The sequence below is a fragment of the Methylomonas rapida genome (genome assembly GCF_024360925.2).
Lineage (GTDB): Bacteria > Pseudomonadota > Gammaproteobacteria > Methylococcales > Methylomonadaceae > Methylomonas > Methylomonas rapida.
The window spans coordinates 913898-929304 of the sequence record NZ_CP113517.1 but is presented as its reverse complement, the minus strand read 5'-3'; the positions used below and the strand labels follow the sequence as shown (position 1 = coordinate 929304).

The window sequence follows — 15407 nt, the reverse complement described above, 5'->3', positions numbered from 1 at the left end:
GTTAACTCCCAACAAACATCCTGCTTTTGGGACCCAATATAATTTTAATTGCATATACGATACCCAAGCAAACTAACATCGTAATGAGTGTAGTTAGGAAATACCACTGGAAAGTACCTGACGGAAGGTACCCGAAAAACTTATGAGCCAGCATTTTTCCAGCCGTCAACACATATGAATGTATAAAAAATATACCAAAACTAGTATCAGCAACCAAATTTAGATAGTGATGCGTAGCCTTCTCTCCATAACGAACTAGAACACCCAAAACAAAAAAACAAAGAACGATCTTCTGCAGAAAATTAAAATACGTATAAGTAGTTTTTGCAAAAAAATACTCACACAACCAAAGTAAGATAACAAAAATAAAAACGATAATAATGACAAACCCTTTTGATAGCCAATCATTTAGGTACATTTTATATCGACTACAAAACATACCTAAAGAATAGACTGATAGAAAATGCACGAAACTTATTAATGGTTGCCCCCCCCCCCTGCCGACCAAACAAGAAACCAGAATCAAAATCGGCAATAAATAGTAAAAAACACTACTTTTGTCTGCCTGAATCAGCGCTGGAGACACCAAATAATAAATTGTTATTACTGGAATAAACCAAAAAGGTGCAAGATGCAAACCTGTAAGATAAAAATTCAACACTTGCAGCCACACAGGATCATCATAAAATCCTTGCCACACAGATTCACGCTTCAAAATCAATGTAAAAACAATAATCGCAGGAATAGAAATAAAAAAGTATGGTGTTATTACATTTCTAAATTTAGCAAACAAGTATTTTTTATATTGAAATCGTGACGACAGATGCTGAAACAAATAACCAGCAATGAACACAAATAAAATTGTCCCATTACTTATAGATATCCTTAGAATTCTTTCTAGGTTTTTGTTATTTTCCCATTGAAAAACATCTATACAGTGCATAGCTATTATAAAATATATCGCTATCGCCCTAAAAGTATGTATATAACCAAGAAACATTCGACAAAATAAAAATTCGAAAAAAACCTTCCTATCCTAGGTCTTTGGCTAGCCAGGGACCGACTAGTTGACTTAGTGGCAAGGGCAAACGCTTCCATGCGGCAATGAATAGCCGATATTTCGGGTTGAGTGGATTAATTTCCGGGATTTTTTGGGCACGCACTAAATCGACTTCGTAATATAGCGGCTCGGGTTCGAAGCCCCAATGTTTTTTGAAACGATAGGAACCCGTGTCCACTTTGCTGCGGCCAAAGTCAAACACACGACAGCCTTTATCCACCGCGCGGCGCATGACTTCCCAATACATAAAGTCGTTGCCTTTCAAATCACGCGCGAGTTCCGTGCCACCGCCGTAATAAGGTAATACTTCATCCTTGAAATAAAAACTCATCACGCTGGCAATCAGTTTACCTTCATGTTCGACGGTCAGAATCTCGCAATCTTTGCCAAATACTTGTTTCAGGATTTGAAAATAACGTTTTGGAAACACCGGGGTACCGAGATTTCTGACACTTTCCGAATAAGCTTGAAAAAAACGCTCGACCGATTCATCGATCACGCTGCTCAAACCGGCCTTGATACCCGCCCGCACCATGGCTCGCTGTTTGCGCGGAATCGCATTCATGTTTTTCTCGTGATCGGCGTCCAGTTGCTTTCTAAAGGTGACATAAAGTTCCTTATGCGGCCAGTCAGGATGCAGCTGGCGGCGATTGCGCATTTCCAGACAATCGACACCCAACTCCCTCGCCAATTTTTGCGCTTGGCTTTGCAAGTCCAAAAAAGCGTCGTCATTGCTGGCGACTATGCCGCCATAGACACAAAACGCATTCGAGATCAGTGTGTTGCCAAACAACATACTTTTGACATGCACCAGTGGCAAAATGCCGGTAATTTGGCCATCCTGCTCGGTGAAATAATAATAGGTCTTATGCGAGAACGCTTGGCGTAGCACCTCTTGCCAAGCGGATAAATGAAAAAAACTGGCTTCATCGGAAGCCATCACGTAGCTATCCCAACGCGGATAATCAAGCGGTTCGAGGAGTTTGATCATAATGCTGTTGTGACTGTCGACTGCTTGAGAAATACGTTCTGCATCGTGTCCCAGCGAAAATCCCTTAACAATTGGTTCAAGCGACTTTCCACCTTGCTCAAGTTCAAATAATGTCTGAAACGGGATTTTAACGGCAAGTTTTGCTGTCTGGGTTGATCGGGATCGATCTCCCAGGGATGAAAATAAAAAATACCCGGCTGTTTTTCCACCGAATTGATATAGCGATACGCCCATTTGGAAAATGGATAGGGATATAAACGGAAAAAACCGCCGCCACCACATGGAATATTTTTATCCAGAATTTTTAGCGTGGTTATGGGCACTTCGAGCAAAGTTTCGGTATTCTCTGGGTGAAAGGCAAAACGGGGCGCCGTTGGCATGCCATATAAATCATGTTTGACCGGATAAATGCTGGAACTGTAAAGGTAGCCCTCTTCCTCCAACACTTTTAACGCCCAAAGATTCCTGGCGCCAATCGAATAACTGGCCGCCCGATAGCCGATAACCGGTTGGCCGGCAATATCTTGCAAAATCTGTTTGGATTTTTTGATATCAGCGCGGAATTGATCAGGCGTTTGCTCCGTTACCCGAATGTGCTCATAGCCATGAGACGCCAATTCATGCCCCTCAGAGACGATGCGTGTTATCAAGCGAGGATAGCGCTCCGCAACCCAACCCAGGGTAAAGAAGGTAGCTCTGACGTCGTGCCAGCAATTCTCAATTTAAGCGGAGCAATATAATTTTTCTCAGCGAGGGATTGGAATGTCCAGGCCATCAAGCATAAATTCCATCAAATGTTGCCAGCTATCAAAACAGACATAACGGGTGATTGCCCTTAAATCGTTAAAAAACGTCTTCCGGCTGGACAGTTCTTCGCGCAGCAAGCAATAACATCGATCGAACCATTGCAGCAACGTATGAACCAGAAAAGCCAGTATGATCAAGCTGGCTAACAAGGCCGCGAGATGTTTTTTACCGTGCCCGAAGTTATGCGCGAAGTGATACCCTTTGGTTTTCAAGGTGTTGTTATTTTCGTTTTCGATCTTCCAGCGCGTACGACCGGTGCTGACGATATCGGCCACATTGTGCGCGCCTAATGCGTAATCCGTGGCGAACGCATTGCGGTAGACGAGATGACCTTGTTCATCGATGACCTCGATTTCGCACCAATTCACCAATAGGGCATCGTCGCTGTCGCGTAACGGCACTTGCTGAGCGATGCGGTAGCGTTCGGTCAATCGTTTCTTGCCTGTCCAGTGGCGTTTTTCTATCACTTCAACCTGCCCGAGCCGCTGAAAATCCTCGACCCACTCGTAGAGGGTTTTATGGGATTCCGGTTTGCAAACCAGGATGAAATGTCGGCCCTGTTGCTTAAGGTATTCGCAAAAAGGCTGTTTGCAATATAAATCGTCGGCTAAAAAAGTCACGTTTGCCGGCAGGTGGCTGCCTTCGCGCTCCAACCAGCGTCGCGCGGCCGCCAACTCATAATCCTGCTTATCGCTCCCGTCTTGCGGTGCGATAAATTCGGGGGCCAACGGAATGACATCCGCCTGATGTGGGGAAACGATTACCGGGGTAACCGCGCTGTGAGCATACTGAACAACTCCCGTCTTTAGCGTCTTCGTCGAGCAGCATTCGCAATGAATCTTCTGCGAACTAAAATACTCCACCCCATCCAAGGCTACCAGTACACTATCCTCCAGCACTTGGAATTCTTTGAGTTTGCCTTGCGCTTCCAATGCCTGCAGCACCCATCGGTACAGCGGCCATAGAGCGTCGGGCGACACGGCATCCAGCAGATTCCGAATCTGGTTGTCACTCGGAATCTGATAAACGCCAAATAGACTGTGGGCGTTATTTTGGCCGCGTTCTTTTTGCATTGTCCGCTGATGCTCCAGAAACGAGGGTGATTGCATGAAAAACACCGAAAACGCGCTAAGCGCCGCATCGGACATAGTGTATTTCTGGTAAACACCCGTCCCACTACGACCGTCGGGCAATGTTTCGAAGACTTGCCTGATTCGCTCGATCAAGCGGGCTTGCGTGAATTGTTCGTTTTCTTTAAAAGGGTGAGCCATCGTCCGTGAGCTGTTATGAAAAAATCAGCTCAGTTTACCAGCATCGGCTAAATTGAGAATTGCTGACGTCGTGCTGGGCAAATAAATCCAGGATACGATTCGTGTTATCCTCCACCCGATGAACCAAGCTATCCCATTCCGATTTTGCGATATGTCTTTCAAACGCCGAGACTTGAAAATAATCCTCGACATCGACCGTCATCGCATTCACGATCTTTTCAGCTGCCATCAGCTTTGATCCGTTTCAATATAACGGCGCACAATGGCCTCAACTATGCGTTTGGCAGCCTGGCCATCCCAATATTCTGGAATGCGCCCCGATTTACCCCCACTGACCAGGATGTCGTCGACGCATTGCATGATTTTGCGCGGGTCAGTCCCCACGATGGTATTGGTGCCTTCGGTGACGGTAATGGGACGTTCGGTATTCTCCCGTAAAGTCACGCATGGCACGCCAAGGGCCGTGGTTTCTTCTTGTAGTCCTCCGGAATCGGTCAAAACCAATTTCGCGCTTTGCATCAAACCCAGCATTTCCAGATAAGCCACTGGGGGCAACATGACCACGCTATCTTCCGGCAAATCTTTTAACAACCCTGCTTGATTAATTTTTTGCTGCGTTCTGGGATGAACCGGGAAAATCACCGGCAACTTGCGCGCAATATCGCCGATAACAGTGATTAAACGCTTTAGGGTGTCGGTATCATCTACATTTGATGGCCGGTGCAAGGTCAGCAAAGCATAGTCTTTTTCTTCTATCGCCTGAACACAGCCATATTTTTGCAAGGTAACCGAGAATGGAATCGCTTGTTCGCAATTGCTCAACAAGCTATCGATCATCACGTTACCGGTAAAACAGATGCGCTCGTCAGGTATGCCTTCTTTGTGCAAATTTCCCGCCGCCGCCCGCTCGGTGGTGAGAAGCAAGTCAGCAATTTGATCGGTCAAGATGCGATTGATTTCCTCCGGCATCCCGCGATCGTAACTTCGCAGCCCCGCTTCGACATGTATCAACGGAATGTGCTTTTTGACTGCCACCAAGCCACAGGCAATCGTCGAATTGACATCACCGACAACCAGCACCGCGAGCGGATTGACTTCATCCAGGACCGGCTCGAATTGCAGCATGATATTGGCCGTTTGCACGGCATGACTACCGGAACCCACGCCCAAATCCTTGTCCGGCTCAGGAATACCCAGTTGCTTGAAGAAGGTATCCTTCATGGCCTGATCGTAATGCTGTCCCGTATGCACCAGATAAGGCTTGATCAAATGCCTGAACAATTGCAACTGCCGCATGATGGGCGCCATCTTCATGAAATTAGGCCTTGCCCCAACGACACAGATCAAGGTTTTGGGCTGCTTGAGATCACTTCCCGACATCGTCATAGATTGAATCCATATCCAATTGAATTAAGATCGCTTTTCTGAGCAAGGCTTTTTCCTTGCAGGCATTATCGTGAAGTTGTATCACCTGATTTTCCAAACGAGCCAGCCTCTCTTCGATCGTCCCGGCTTCTGCGCTGGAGTAATTTACCGGCGTGAAGGCTTTATTGTCGGACGTGTCAACCGTTTCTAACAGCATTTCTTCCTTGACTTCTGAAACCACCTTTTCAACGGCATCACTGTCGAGTACGCTCAATTCCTCCAGATACCCGTACAACAATAATCGGTCGCACAAGGTATTGATTCTACGTGGTATACCGCCAGAAAATTCATGAATGTCGACAAATATACCGGCGTGAAACTCCGGAGCCCCCTTCCAGCCCGCTGTTTGCAGGCGAAATAAAATATATTCCCTGGTTTCTTCCAGATCTAGAGGCTCGAGATGATAAGTGGAAACTATACGTTGCTTAAGCTGCTCCATATCAGCCGCATAAATTGTACGCTTTAACTCCGGCTGTCCAATCAAAAACACTTGAAAGATCGGCACGCCATTAACGTCAAGATTCGTTAACATCCGCAGCTCTTCCAGCGATTGTTTGGGCAGGTTTTGCGCCTCATCGACGATTAACAACAAACGCCTTCCTTCTCTGGCTTTCTCGACGATAAACTTCTCAAAACTTGCCAATAAACTGGCCTTGTCATTATGTAGATACTGAAATCCGAATGTAGAAGCAATCAGGCGGAGGGTGTCTTCCGGACCAACTTGCGACGTCACCATTACACCGATTAAAAGCTTGTCTTTATTCAGATTTTTAATCAAGCTTTTAACCAACATGGTCTTGCCTGTACCAGGAGATCCTGTCACCAAGACAAATCCTTCGCCTTGAGTCAAACCGTATTGCATATAGGCCAAAGCTCTTCGATGAACCGAACTCTGAAAAAAGAAATCCGGGTCGCTGCTTAACTGAAACGGCTTTTGATTTAAGTTATAAAATCCGTCGTACATTAGTTGAATATGAGAAATTAAAATCGAACGGCAAAATTCGCGGTGGCACGGTTTTCTACGTAATCATTGGTAGACAAGTCCGACATTTGGTTGATATGTCGAAACTCCAGCCGAGTGTTCATCAGCAAAGGCCGCCCCAGGTTGATTGGGATCGCTTTGGAAAAACCTAAAGCTACATCATAGCGGTCATTACTCGACGCCTCATTATCGATAGTTTGCCAAGTAGGACGTAGGTAAAAATTAAGTCTCGGCGCCAGTCTCCAGTTCCAACTGCCGCTCGCTCCGTAAACATTGTCCTCTTGAGGATTTAATTCGTATGTCCGACGGGTATTATAAAAGGATAAATTATAAGAGCTTTTCCCGGTCTGATATCCAAATGTCAAACTTGCTTGCTTATTAACTATCACATCATCAACAAAATTAGGCAAGTTTGGATTTAAAAGCGGGCTAAGTGGTTGACCGGTTACGGGATCGATGTCCGTATCAATGACTGGGCCAGTTAAATCGAAAGCAGTCTGCTCTACTAAAACCTGCTGAACTGTCGTGGTATCTTGAGAATAATTAAAGCCAATAAATGCCTGCTGAGCTCGATACCTGATATTTGCATCCCAGGAATCACCTGTATTCAAGCCAACTTCCTTATTACGATAGGTTACATGCCCTATAAAATTAGGAGAAGGATTGAAGCGTACGGTTACGTGTCTATTATTTCCATAGCCAGCCTCGAGAGAATACCATCTATTTGGACTCCATTGCCCACCAAAGGTATAGAAAAAGCCATTATTAATGGAATCGTTTAACGTCTGATAATCGTTGTTTTCGTATCCGGCTTGCCCGAACACATTAAACTTTCTGTTTAAATAGTAACGCAAGTCACCTTGATACTGTTCGAATAAGACGTCATCCCCTGTTGCCCTGCTTTGCTCTTGAGAAGAGTAATTTAAGCTCCACCTCACTCTACCAAATTTCGTTCCACTCGTAAGTCTAGCTTGCTTTGAAAATGTGTCTGAATCTGAAATAAGACCAGAAGACGATACTGAGCCGCCTCCAAAACTAGCATTATCGAAAGAGGTATTTTGATAGCCAACCTTGACGAGACCTCGTGCATATTGCCCAAATTGAGGTGTCCAATAAGGTGAAATAGAAAAGTTTTTAGTTTCCGTTCTATCCCTACCCCCAGTTAAGTTATCCGTTGCAATAAATCCATTGCTAATATTTTGTTGACTAATTGAGCTACTAGTTTGCACAAAAAGCCTGTTTCGCACCGCCTGGTAAAGACCGTTCATCTGCAATTGATGATTTATATCAACAGCATCACTGCCACCTGCATTGTAAAGACCTTGCAAGCGATAATTAAGGTTAAAATTACTCCAAGGCGATGTTCCAAAAAGTGATACTCCTGGCGCTACTTCAGTTATAAAGCCGCTTCTTTTCGCCGTATCCGATAACTCGAGGTTATCAGTAAATACTTCACTCATTGACAGGCTAGGTCGCATTCTCCAATCAAAGGCAGCTGCTTTGTGCGAGAAAAACAGTCCATAAGATAATGTTAAAACACAAGAGTTAACGACAATCTTGTGCAATTTTCGCCCACTTTTACGAATGGCCATACTTACCATAACCATAGCCGTAGCCATATAGGTCAAGTTCTTTTTTGGTTTTATTCAATAAAGTCATCACCACATCGCAGTTAGCCAACTTTGCAACGGACTCATTAACCACATTTTGTGGCGTTTCTTCCGCCGCAATAACCAAAACCACTTGCCCAACCAATTCAGCCAAGATTTGAGCTTGGGTTGCAACCAGCAAAGGCGGTGAGTCGAAGATTACTACCCTATCCCTATAACGACGACTAACTTCATCGGCAAATAGATACATTCTTTGACTAGACAATAATTCAGTCGAATATTTGTGACGTTTTCCCGCCGGAATAACAGTCAAGTTCGCGAGGTCGGTTTTCAACAGAATATCAGAGAAACTGATGCTTTCGTTTTCTAAATACTCGATCAACCCTGGAGATTGCTTGATACCCAACTGCTTTGATATACTTGGCTTTTCGACATCCGCATCGATCAATAAAACCTTTTTATCCATTTCGTTGGCGATACTCAGAGCCAAGTTAATTGAAACAAAAGTCTTGCCTTCGCCAGGCAAACTACTACAAATTAAAATCAGGTTAGGACGAGATATTCCATTAACCTCGGAGCCTTGAATGTTATTTACGAGTGGACGTTTAATCACCCGAAACTCTTCCGCCAGTTGCGACTTGGTATCATTGTTATCGATAAAACCATCCGAGATTAGCTTGTTCCAGTTTATTAAAACCTTATTGTCATTTGATAATACCGGTTCCGCAACAAATTTGTCATTTTTTACTTCTTCATCTTGAACAACTGGTTTAGCTGCAGATTTCAGATCAACCACAGACTGACTCTTATCATCAGTCACACTTTGTTGATTAGCCTTTCTCAAAGCATTTTCAATTATGCTCATGTAAGATACCTAAATTATTTGAGCACTTCGAATAATATAATGCTGGTGTAACTAGCGATCATAATTATTATAGTTATTAACAACATCCAGTCGAAATCCTTGGCTTTTATAATACCTTGGCTAGTTAGAGACACGCTACCTAATGATGGCAGACCAGTAACCGCCCTAACCTGTCTTGTAGACATGAAAACTGGACGAATGAAATAAATCAGAAATGCTATGCCAAAACCAAACACAAGCCCGGCCACTAAAATCAACGAATAAAATAATGGTCTATTTGGAAATGATGGCTTTGAAGGCTTGGTAGGAGGGTCTGCAATTTTGAATTTAAGCCGAGAAGTTTGATCATCAACACTCTCCGTGATACGAGCCTGCTCTCTGCGCGCTAATAGCTCGGTATACTTTCCGCTAATGGTTTCATAATCTCTATTGAGATTTTTCATTTCAGTTTCCAGGGCGAGTTTGTCACTCAAACCATGCTCAATCTGCGCCATTCTCTCCTTGATCGAACCAATCAACGCTTGATTTGCCGCAATCTCTGCTTGAGCATTATCCAGCCCTGTCTTCAAAGCCTGCACATAAGGATTGGCTAATTTTCTAGGGCCTAAAGTATCTGTCTCAGTTTGTTCAGGCTGAGTATTTTTATTCTGCTCATTTTGCGCCTTTATCGATTCAATCAATTTATCAATAGCAATGACGTCAGGATGATGTTCCGTATATTTAATTAATAAATCATTTCTTTTATTCATCAATTGAGAAATTTGTGCATCTTCCTGCACAACATTATTTGTCACATCAGGCAACCCCCAATCCTCGTCCGAATCCTGTACGTCTTCAACCTGCTCGGCCAGAACGTTTTTCCTAGCTATCGCTTGCTCCAGATTGGTATTAGCCTGATTCAACTGTTCTTTTAATTGAGCCAACTGGTCAAATTGTCCTGAATCGGAAAGTAAATCCAGATTCGAGCGCTTAAAATCCTCTTTTGCTTTTTCAGCTTCTTGTAACCTTATTTCATATTCGCGAATTTGCTGCTCAATGAATTTCTGAGCATCAGTCGCATCAGCCAAGGCTTTACCTTGAGTTTGCTCAGAAAAGACTGTCAAAACGGCTTGAACCACACTTTTTGCGGTTTCCGGATCAGCCGCCGAATATCCAATATCAAAAATGTCCTTAGAACCGGCGCCAGAAATTTTTATTTCATTTTTTAACTTTTCGATCAGATCATCATCAATTACGTGCCCTGAATTAACGGGTTTTAGCCGGGACAATTCGACAACTTTCTCCAGATTCGGTCGGGTAAACATCAATTGATAAATAATTCTGATAAGCGCGGACACATCTGGCTCGATAACCATACCCCGCATTAACGGCCTAAGAATTGTTGACGAATCGATATGGACTTTGGCTTTGGATTCAAATTTATCCTGCATTACAAAAACGTAAGACCAACCACTAATACAAACCAGCAACGCTAAAAGCATTGCGATACGTTTATATTTAAGAGTTCCTTTGAGATAAAAATAAATTTCAGAAAGTTCTTGTTGCATATTTAGTGGAATAATTAAGTCAGAACCGACAACACTCTATTTAAAAGAAAGCATCTGGAATAATTAAAATATCCCCTGGCATCATCAGAACGTTTGCAGATAAATCCACATTATCGATTAAATCATCGATACGCACGCGATATGATTTCAAGTCCCCGTCCACTTCTCGAATGACACTAGCGCGATTGCCGTCGGCGAATTGATTTAACCCAATTTCGATAATTACATCCAACAATGTCATCCCTCTTTCATAAGGTATGGCTTTTCCCTGATAACGTCCTAATCCACCACCCATGCCGCCACCCATGCCGCCACCCATGCCGCCACCCATGCCGCCACCCATGCCGCCACCCATGCCGCCACCCATGCCGCCACCACTTCCACCACCAATTCGTCCTATTACTCGAATTTGCTGATCTCTGACCCCTTTGAAACCGGACACCATGACTACGACTTGAGGGCTTTTGACATAGACCGATAGTACCTTTTCGATATCTCTGGCCAACTCAAAAGGTGTTTTACCGCTCGCAAGCAACTCTTCTACAAGCGGAACCGTTATTTTTCCATCCGGACGAACAGGTGCGGAAGTGGATAACTCAGGATTTCCCCATACAAAGATGTTTACACTATCGCCGGGACCAATTTTATAAGTGTAATCAGATGCCTGGTACACGTCTTCCAATAACGGCTGTGAACAGCCTATGACCGCAAGAGACAACAAAATAGACAGCCCCAATCGACTCAATACGGCGTTAACCTTAGACCCCATCATACTTTCATGCACCTTGATCTACTTGTTCCAAAAGAATATAGTCTACCAAACCTATCGCTGCTCAAGCTCTTTAAGTAACCTCAAGACTTGATCTTTTCCGGAAAAATTGCGCTGCCCCTTCTCTGCCAGCGCCAGCGCCTGTTTCAGTTCAATGATAGCGGTCGCTTTGTTACCGTTATTCAAATGAGCAACGCCTAAATGATATCTAAGCTCCGGCATTTTTGGCTCCTTCAGGATCAAGGACTCCAAAATCGCCAAGCCTTCATCATTCTTTCCATTCTTTACCAGTCCCCAGGCATAAGTATCTTGAAAAAATACGTTCTCGACGTCTTTAAACTTCTCTGCCAACATTAAGCCTCTAGACACATCCTCCGTTTTTTCAGACTCAATCAGCAAAGCCGCAAGGTTGTTGACGGCCAGATTAACATCGGCATTCTTTTCGATAACGGCTTCGTAAAGCTTACGCGCCGCCGCTTTATCGCCCGTTTGCTCATAAAGCCCTGCCAATGCCAATGAAAGCTGGACATCATCTGGATTGGCTTGCAAGCCGCGGATATAAACATCTCTAGCAGCTTCTGGGGTTTTCTTGACAACAGCTTCAACCTTGGCCAAAGCCAGATACAAAGGCACCGACTTATCCGGTGATTGCTTGATTTGACTTTCCAACAAATTTTTGGCTTTTGCATAATCTTTGTTGGCCATATATAGATCGCCCAAAACCCCGACAACTTCGAGATTATCGGAATTTTTAGCGTGATGAGCCTCCAAAAAGCCTATCGCCTTATCTCGCTGTTTAAGCCCTTCAAACGAGCGAACCAGATTGACCATTGAGTTGAGATGATTCGGATAATCGGCAATTATTTTTTCATAAATAGATACTGCCTTATCATATTCACCCTTACCCTGTAGAATATTTGCCTGCAGATATAATGGAACCGCTTTATTCTTCGAAAACAATGCTATACGCTGTACAGTTTCTTGAGCATCCTCCCATTTTTTTTCCGCAATATCCAATTCGGCCTTATTGGTTAGCAATAAAGCTTGATTGGGCTTGGCTTTTAGAGCCTTATCCAAATACTGTCTCGCCATTTCTTTTTGATTGGCTCTTAAGTAACCATTATAAATTGGCAAAAAAGCCTGAAGATTTGCCGGATTTATTTCCAGAGATTGCTTGAAGTTCTTATCCGCTTGCTTTAAATCCTTCTTTAATGTGTAAGCCTGTCCCAATAGCATAAAAGCGTTATCAGAATCATTCTTTGTCCAGACAACTTTATTCAATAATTCAATCGCTTGATCTACTTCGTTTTTAATCAAAAACAAACGCGCTTTTAACAAGCTTGCATCAACAAAATCAGAATTAGCTTTTAAAATTTTTGCAATGGCTTCATCCGCCTTATCATATTCTTTATTATTGACCGCGACTTCAGCGAGTATGGTTTGAGCTGACAATCCAGTCTTGTTATCTTTTTCCGATTCCACCACTTGCTTTAGACCATTAGATGCCGCTTCAAGGTAACCATTCGCCAACATCCATTTAGACATTTCCAATTTACCCGCCGGGTTTTTATTGAAATTTGCCAGCAACGAATTGAATTCATCAACAACCCGATCTTTGCTTTTGGCATTTAAAAACTCCAGCAGCACAATGTTGGGTTCCAGTTTATCCGGGCGCTTCGCTACCATATCTCGCAGCAGTTCTTCCGCTTCCTTCAGTTTATCGCTCATGGAGTAGATTGAGGCCAAACTCAACTTGAAGTTATCTGAATCAGGATACAATTCGATTAATTTTTTATAATCCTCGGCAACGGCATCAATATTATTTTTCTTTGCATTTATTTTGATCTTGAAAAGCCTTAATGGCATGTTTTTTATGTCTTTTTCTAACGCAGCATCAACTGTTGCCAAAGCTTGGTCCAATTGATTATCCTGAAAAAGCAAGGCTGCTTTCAGTGATAATGCATCAACATTTCCTGAATTCCCTGCCAATACATCATCGATGATCTTAACTGCCTGATCCTTCTTTTCCTGCCGAACAAGCACGGAAGCTTTCAATAGCAGTGCTTCAACATTACTGGCGTTGACACCCAAAATAAAATCAGCCTGCTCCAGAGCTTTATCTAAATCCCCAAAAAGCAAATGTACCTTACCTAACTTCTGCCTTGCCTCCATATTATTAGAGTCACGCTCCAGGGTTTTAAGTAAATTCTCCCTCATCGACTTGAAGTTATTACTTTTTTCATCCAGCAAGGCCATGTAATAATAAGTATCCGCACGTTGATCACTACTTTGGCTGGAAGTTTTCAATTCAAGAATAGCTTTATCATATTCACCTTTTTCAAATAACTCCTTACCTTTTTGCAGATGACTTTCAGCAGTTTCTTCAGGGGAGTTGCAAGCCGTCAGAATCAACGCGCTCAATAGCAAATAGGGCAAACTCGATTTATTAGTTTTTTGATCAGCCAACATACTCACCTCATAAAATACTTCTCATTAATCCATACAAGCAATCATGCTCAAATCTTTTTAAAATACCTTTAAGAACTGTGCATCATTGCAACTTTAATCTACCATGGTACGCGGCGGTGTGTTAATCCCACAATACCGGGCGTAAAACAGTTATGCCGCTTTTCCCGCATAACGGACCCACAACTAACCGATTTTCTCTAAATTATTAATCTTAAACAAATGCACTACTCGAAAAATATGCTATTCAAAAGCCATAAAATATCACAAAATTTATCTCGTCGATAAATACTTTAAAACCAGTTAATTTACGGAATATTTGTTTTTAAACTTTCCTGAATCCATTGATATAAACAGGCCAAATCGCTATGCATATTATTCAAAGCGGACTGGCTAGTAATGAAATATGGCGCCCTTATGCCATGATAATCCATATCTTTCCCCACACGCTGGAAATCGATACCGGATCGATGCATCAAACGAGGCAAAAAGGGTTCCATCATCGCAAATACGTTGGTTCTACCATCCATCACGGTTAACGCTGTCGCTGCAAGAAAACAAGCTACCGCAATCAATGAAAAACTTCTTTGCTCTTGAGCATCAATAGTCAGCCCATTAATTTGACCAAACCTCGTCAAGGACTCCCCCGTACGACGACGGAACGCCCCATCCACAGCCAATCGCGAAATTTCGCAAACTGTATTGCGATCCAATTTTAGATTCTCGATATACCCCCAATCCAAACTGGTTCGACAATATTTCTCCAATGGCAACGGATCAACATCGCACTCACCTAATGCCGGAACCAATCGCACGCAACCGGCGGGCGTACCTGTGCTACGATGCACAATCAGACAATGCCTAGAAAACTGGTCATATTCGTCAATTTCTAATTGCTCGGGAAAGTGATCGGTGGGTTCGTATTTAAACTCTTCACAATACACCCTATATCTTATGCCGAATACCTGCCTTTTCTGGGCTTCCGATACCGCCAACTCCACGCGAAAATAACGTTCAAAGCTTTCCGTGAGAGAGAGATTAGGTTCGCTATTCATAATTAAAGTCGACCCCTAAAAAATGATATTAAGCAAGCAATCAAAGATATTTATCAATGTCATGCGCTTTGATGCCCCATGCCAAAAGTTTCTCGATTCTTTCGTTGGCTAACTCCAAGCGTAGCACCATAATTTGAAACAAGGCTTTTAAAAACAAATACCCTTGGACAGGATGATCATCCAAAAATACACTCAGCATATCGCTACGAATTTCTATGACATTCACATCAGTAAGCGCCACAACAGTGGCCGTCCTCCGATGATTGCCATACAAACAAATATCGCCGAATATAGCCCCTGCCTGCAAATCACAAAGCCCTGGAGTAATTCGGATATTCCCTTCGATTTCAGCTCCCCCCAAGATTCTTACTTGTCCTTCATCAAGAAAAAACAAAGTATTCCCGATAGTGTCCTTTTCAAGGATTTTTTCCCCCGCGCGAAAAAAACAACGCTTCCATGCAGAACCTTCGGAAAATTGTGGATTATTTATAATCTCGTACAGAATTTGTTTCATGCCTTCCTAAGTTGATTGCCAAGCCTATCCGTCACAATCGCGCCT

At 43.2% G+C, this 15407-nt stretch carries 14 protein-coding genes; all 14 read right to left on the bottom strand.

Annotated features, from left to right (window positions below; all coding sequences use genetic code 11):
* Position 1 precedes the first annotated feature (1 nt).
* Positions 2-1000 carry an acyltransferase family protein gene (locus NM686_RS04455; RefSeq protein ID WP_255186678.1) on the bottom strand — a complete coding sequence of 333 codons (999 nt, stop codon included), beginning with the start codon at positions 998-1000 and terminating at the stop codon, positions 2-4.
* 31 nt (positions 1001-1031) lie between these two features.
* Entirely contained in the window at positions 1032-2051 is a 1020-nt protein-coding gene (locus NM686_RS04450; RefSeq protein WP_255186677.1) for a FemAB family XrtA/PEP-CTERM system-associated protein, read from the bottom strand.
* Positions 2048-2773: an XrtA system polysaccharide deacetylase gene (locus NM686_RS04445; protein WP_255188570.1), complete on the bottom strand. Its 726-nt coding sequence runs from the start codon at positions 2771-2773 to the stop codon at positions 2048-2050. Before NM686_RS04445 ends, NM686_RS04450 begins: the two co-directional genes overlap by 4 nt.
* A 24-nt stretch (positions 2774-2797) precedes the next feature.
* Entirely contained in the window at positions 2798-4084 is a 1287-nt protein-coding gene (locus tag NM686_RS04440) for an ISNCY family transposase (protein WP_407942382.1), read from the bottom strand.
* 79 nt (positions 4085-4163) lie between these two features.
* Entirely contained in the window at positions 4164-4358 is a 195-nt protein-coding gene (locus NM686_RS04435; RefSeq protein ID WP_255186676.1) for a hypothetical protein, read from the bottom strand.
* Positions 4358-5515 carry a non-hydrolyzing UDP-N-acetylglucosamine 2-epimerase gene (gene wecB / locus NM686_RS04430; RefSeq protein WP_255186675.1) on the bottom strand — a complete coding sequence of 386 codons (1158 nt, stop codon included), beginning with the start codon at positions 5513-5515 and terminating at the stop codon, positions 4358-4360. The genes NM686_RS04435 and wecB overlap by 1 nt, the downstream gene beginning before the upstream one ends.
* Entirely contained in the window at positions 5496-6518 is a 1023-nt protein-coding gene (locus NM686_RS04425) for an XrtA/PEP-CTERM system-associated ATPase (protein WP_255186674.1), read from the bottom strand. Before NM686_RS04425 ends, wecB begins: the two co-directional genes overlap by 20 nt.
* A 17-nt stretch (positions 6519-6535) precedes the next feature.
* Entirely contained in the window at positions 6536-8128 is a 1593-nt protein-coding gene (locus tag NM686_RS04420) for a TIGR03016 family PEP-CTERM system-associated outer membrane protein (protein WP_269022432.1), read from the bottom strand.
* Entirely contained in the window at positions 8115-9011 is an 897-nt protein-coding gene (locus tag NM686_RS04415; protein WP_255186672.1) for an XrtA-associated tyrosine autokinase, read from the bottom strand. Before NM686_RS04415 ends, NM686_RS04420 begins: the two co-directional genes overlap by 14 nt.
* A 14-nt stretch (positions 9012-9025) precedes the next feature.
* Positions 9026-10558, bottom strand: coding sequence for an XrtA system polysaccharide chain length determinant (locus tag NM686_RS04410; protein ID WP_255186671.1), 1533 nt, complete (start codon positions 10556-10558; stop codon positions 9026-9028).
* A gap of 40 nt (positions 10559-10598) precedes the next feature.
* Complete coding sequence (locus tag NM686_RS04405) at positions 10599-11342, bottom strand: polysaccharide export protein (protein WP_269022429.1); 744 nt, start codon at positions 11340-11342, stop codon at positions 10599-10601.
* Positions 11343-11381: 39 nt separating this feature from the next.
* Complete coding sequence (locus NM686_RS04400; RefSeq protein ID WP_255186669.1) at positions 11382-13796, bottom strand: tetratricopeptide repeat protein; 2415 nt, start codon at positions 13794-13796, stop codon at positions 11382-11384.
* A gap of 305 nt (positions 13797-14101) precedes the next feature.
* Positions 14102-14848: a PEP-CTERM/exosortase system-associated acyltransferase gene (locus NM686_RS04395; RefSeq protein ID WP_255186668.1), complete on the bottom strand. Its 747-nt coding sequence runs from the start codon at positions 14846-14848 to the stop codon at positions 14102-14104.
* Positions 14849-14888: 40 nt separating this feature from the next.
* Positions 14889-15362 (bottom strand): Crp/Fnr family transcriptional regulator, encoded by a 474-nt coding sequence (locus NM686_RS04390; protein WP_255186667.1) that lies wholly within the window; start codon positions 15360-15362, stop codon positions 14889-14891.
* Positions 15363-15407 lie beyond the last annotated feature (45 nt).

Bases quoted from the DNA above. Each gene is read 5' to 3' on its own strand.
- NM686_RS04450 (WP_255186677.1), bottom strand. From the start codon at position 2,051: ATGATCAAACTCCTCGAACCGCTTGATTATCCGCGTTGGGATAGCTAC.
- NM686_RS04395 (WP_255186668.1), bottom strand. From the start codon at position 14,848: ATGAATAGCGAACCTAATCTCTCTCTCACGGAAAGCTTTGAACGTTAT.
- NM686_RS04415 (WP_255186672.1), bottom strand. From the start codon at position 9,011: ATGAGCATAATTGAAAATGCTTTGAGAAAGGCTAATCAACAAAGTGTG.
- NM686_RS04410 (WP_255186671.1), bottom strand. From the start codon at position 10,558: ATGCAACAAGAACTTTCTGAAATTTATTTTTATCTCAAAGGAACTCTT.
- NM686_RS04425 (WP_255186674.1), bottom strand. From the start codon at position 6,518: ATGTACGACGGATTTTATAACTTAAATCAAAAGCCGTTTCAGTTAAGC.
- NM686_RS04400 (WP_255186669.1), bottom strand. From the start codon at position 13,796: ATGTTGGCTGATCAAAAAACTAATAAATCGAGTTTGCCCTATTTGCTA.
- NM686_RS04435 (WP_255186676.1), bottom strand. From the start codon at position 4,358: ATGGCAGCTGAAAAGATCGTGAATGCGATGACGGTCGATGTCGAGGAT.
- NM686_RS04390 (WP_255186667.1), bottom strand. From the start codon at position 15,362: ATGAAACAAATTCTGTACGAGATTATAAATAATCCACAATTTTCCGAA.
- NM686_RS04420 (WP_269022432.1), bottom strand. From the start codon at position 8,128: ATGGCCATTCGTAAAAGTGGGCGAAAATTGCACAAGATTGTCGTTAAC.
- wecB (WP_255186675.1), bottom strand. From the start codon at position 5,515: ATGACGATGTCGGGAAGTGATCTCAAGCAGCCCAAAACCTTGATCTGT.
- NM686_RS04455 (WP_255186678.1), bottom strand. From the start codon at position 1,000: ATGTTTCTTGGTTATATACATACTTTTAGGGCGATAGCGATATATTTT.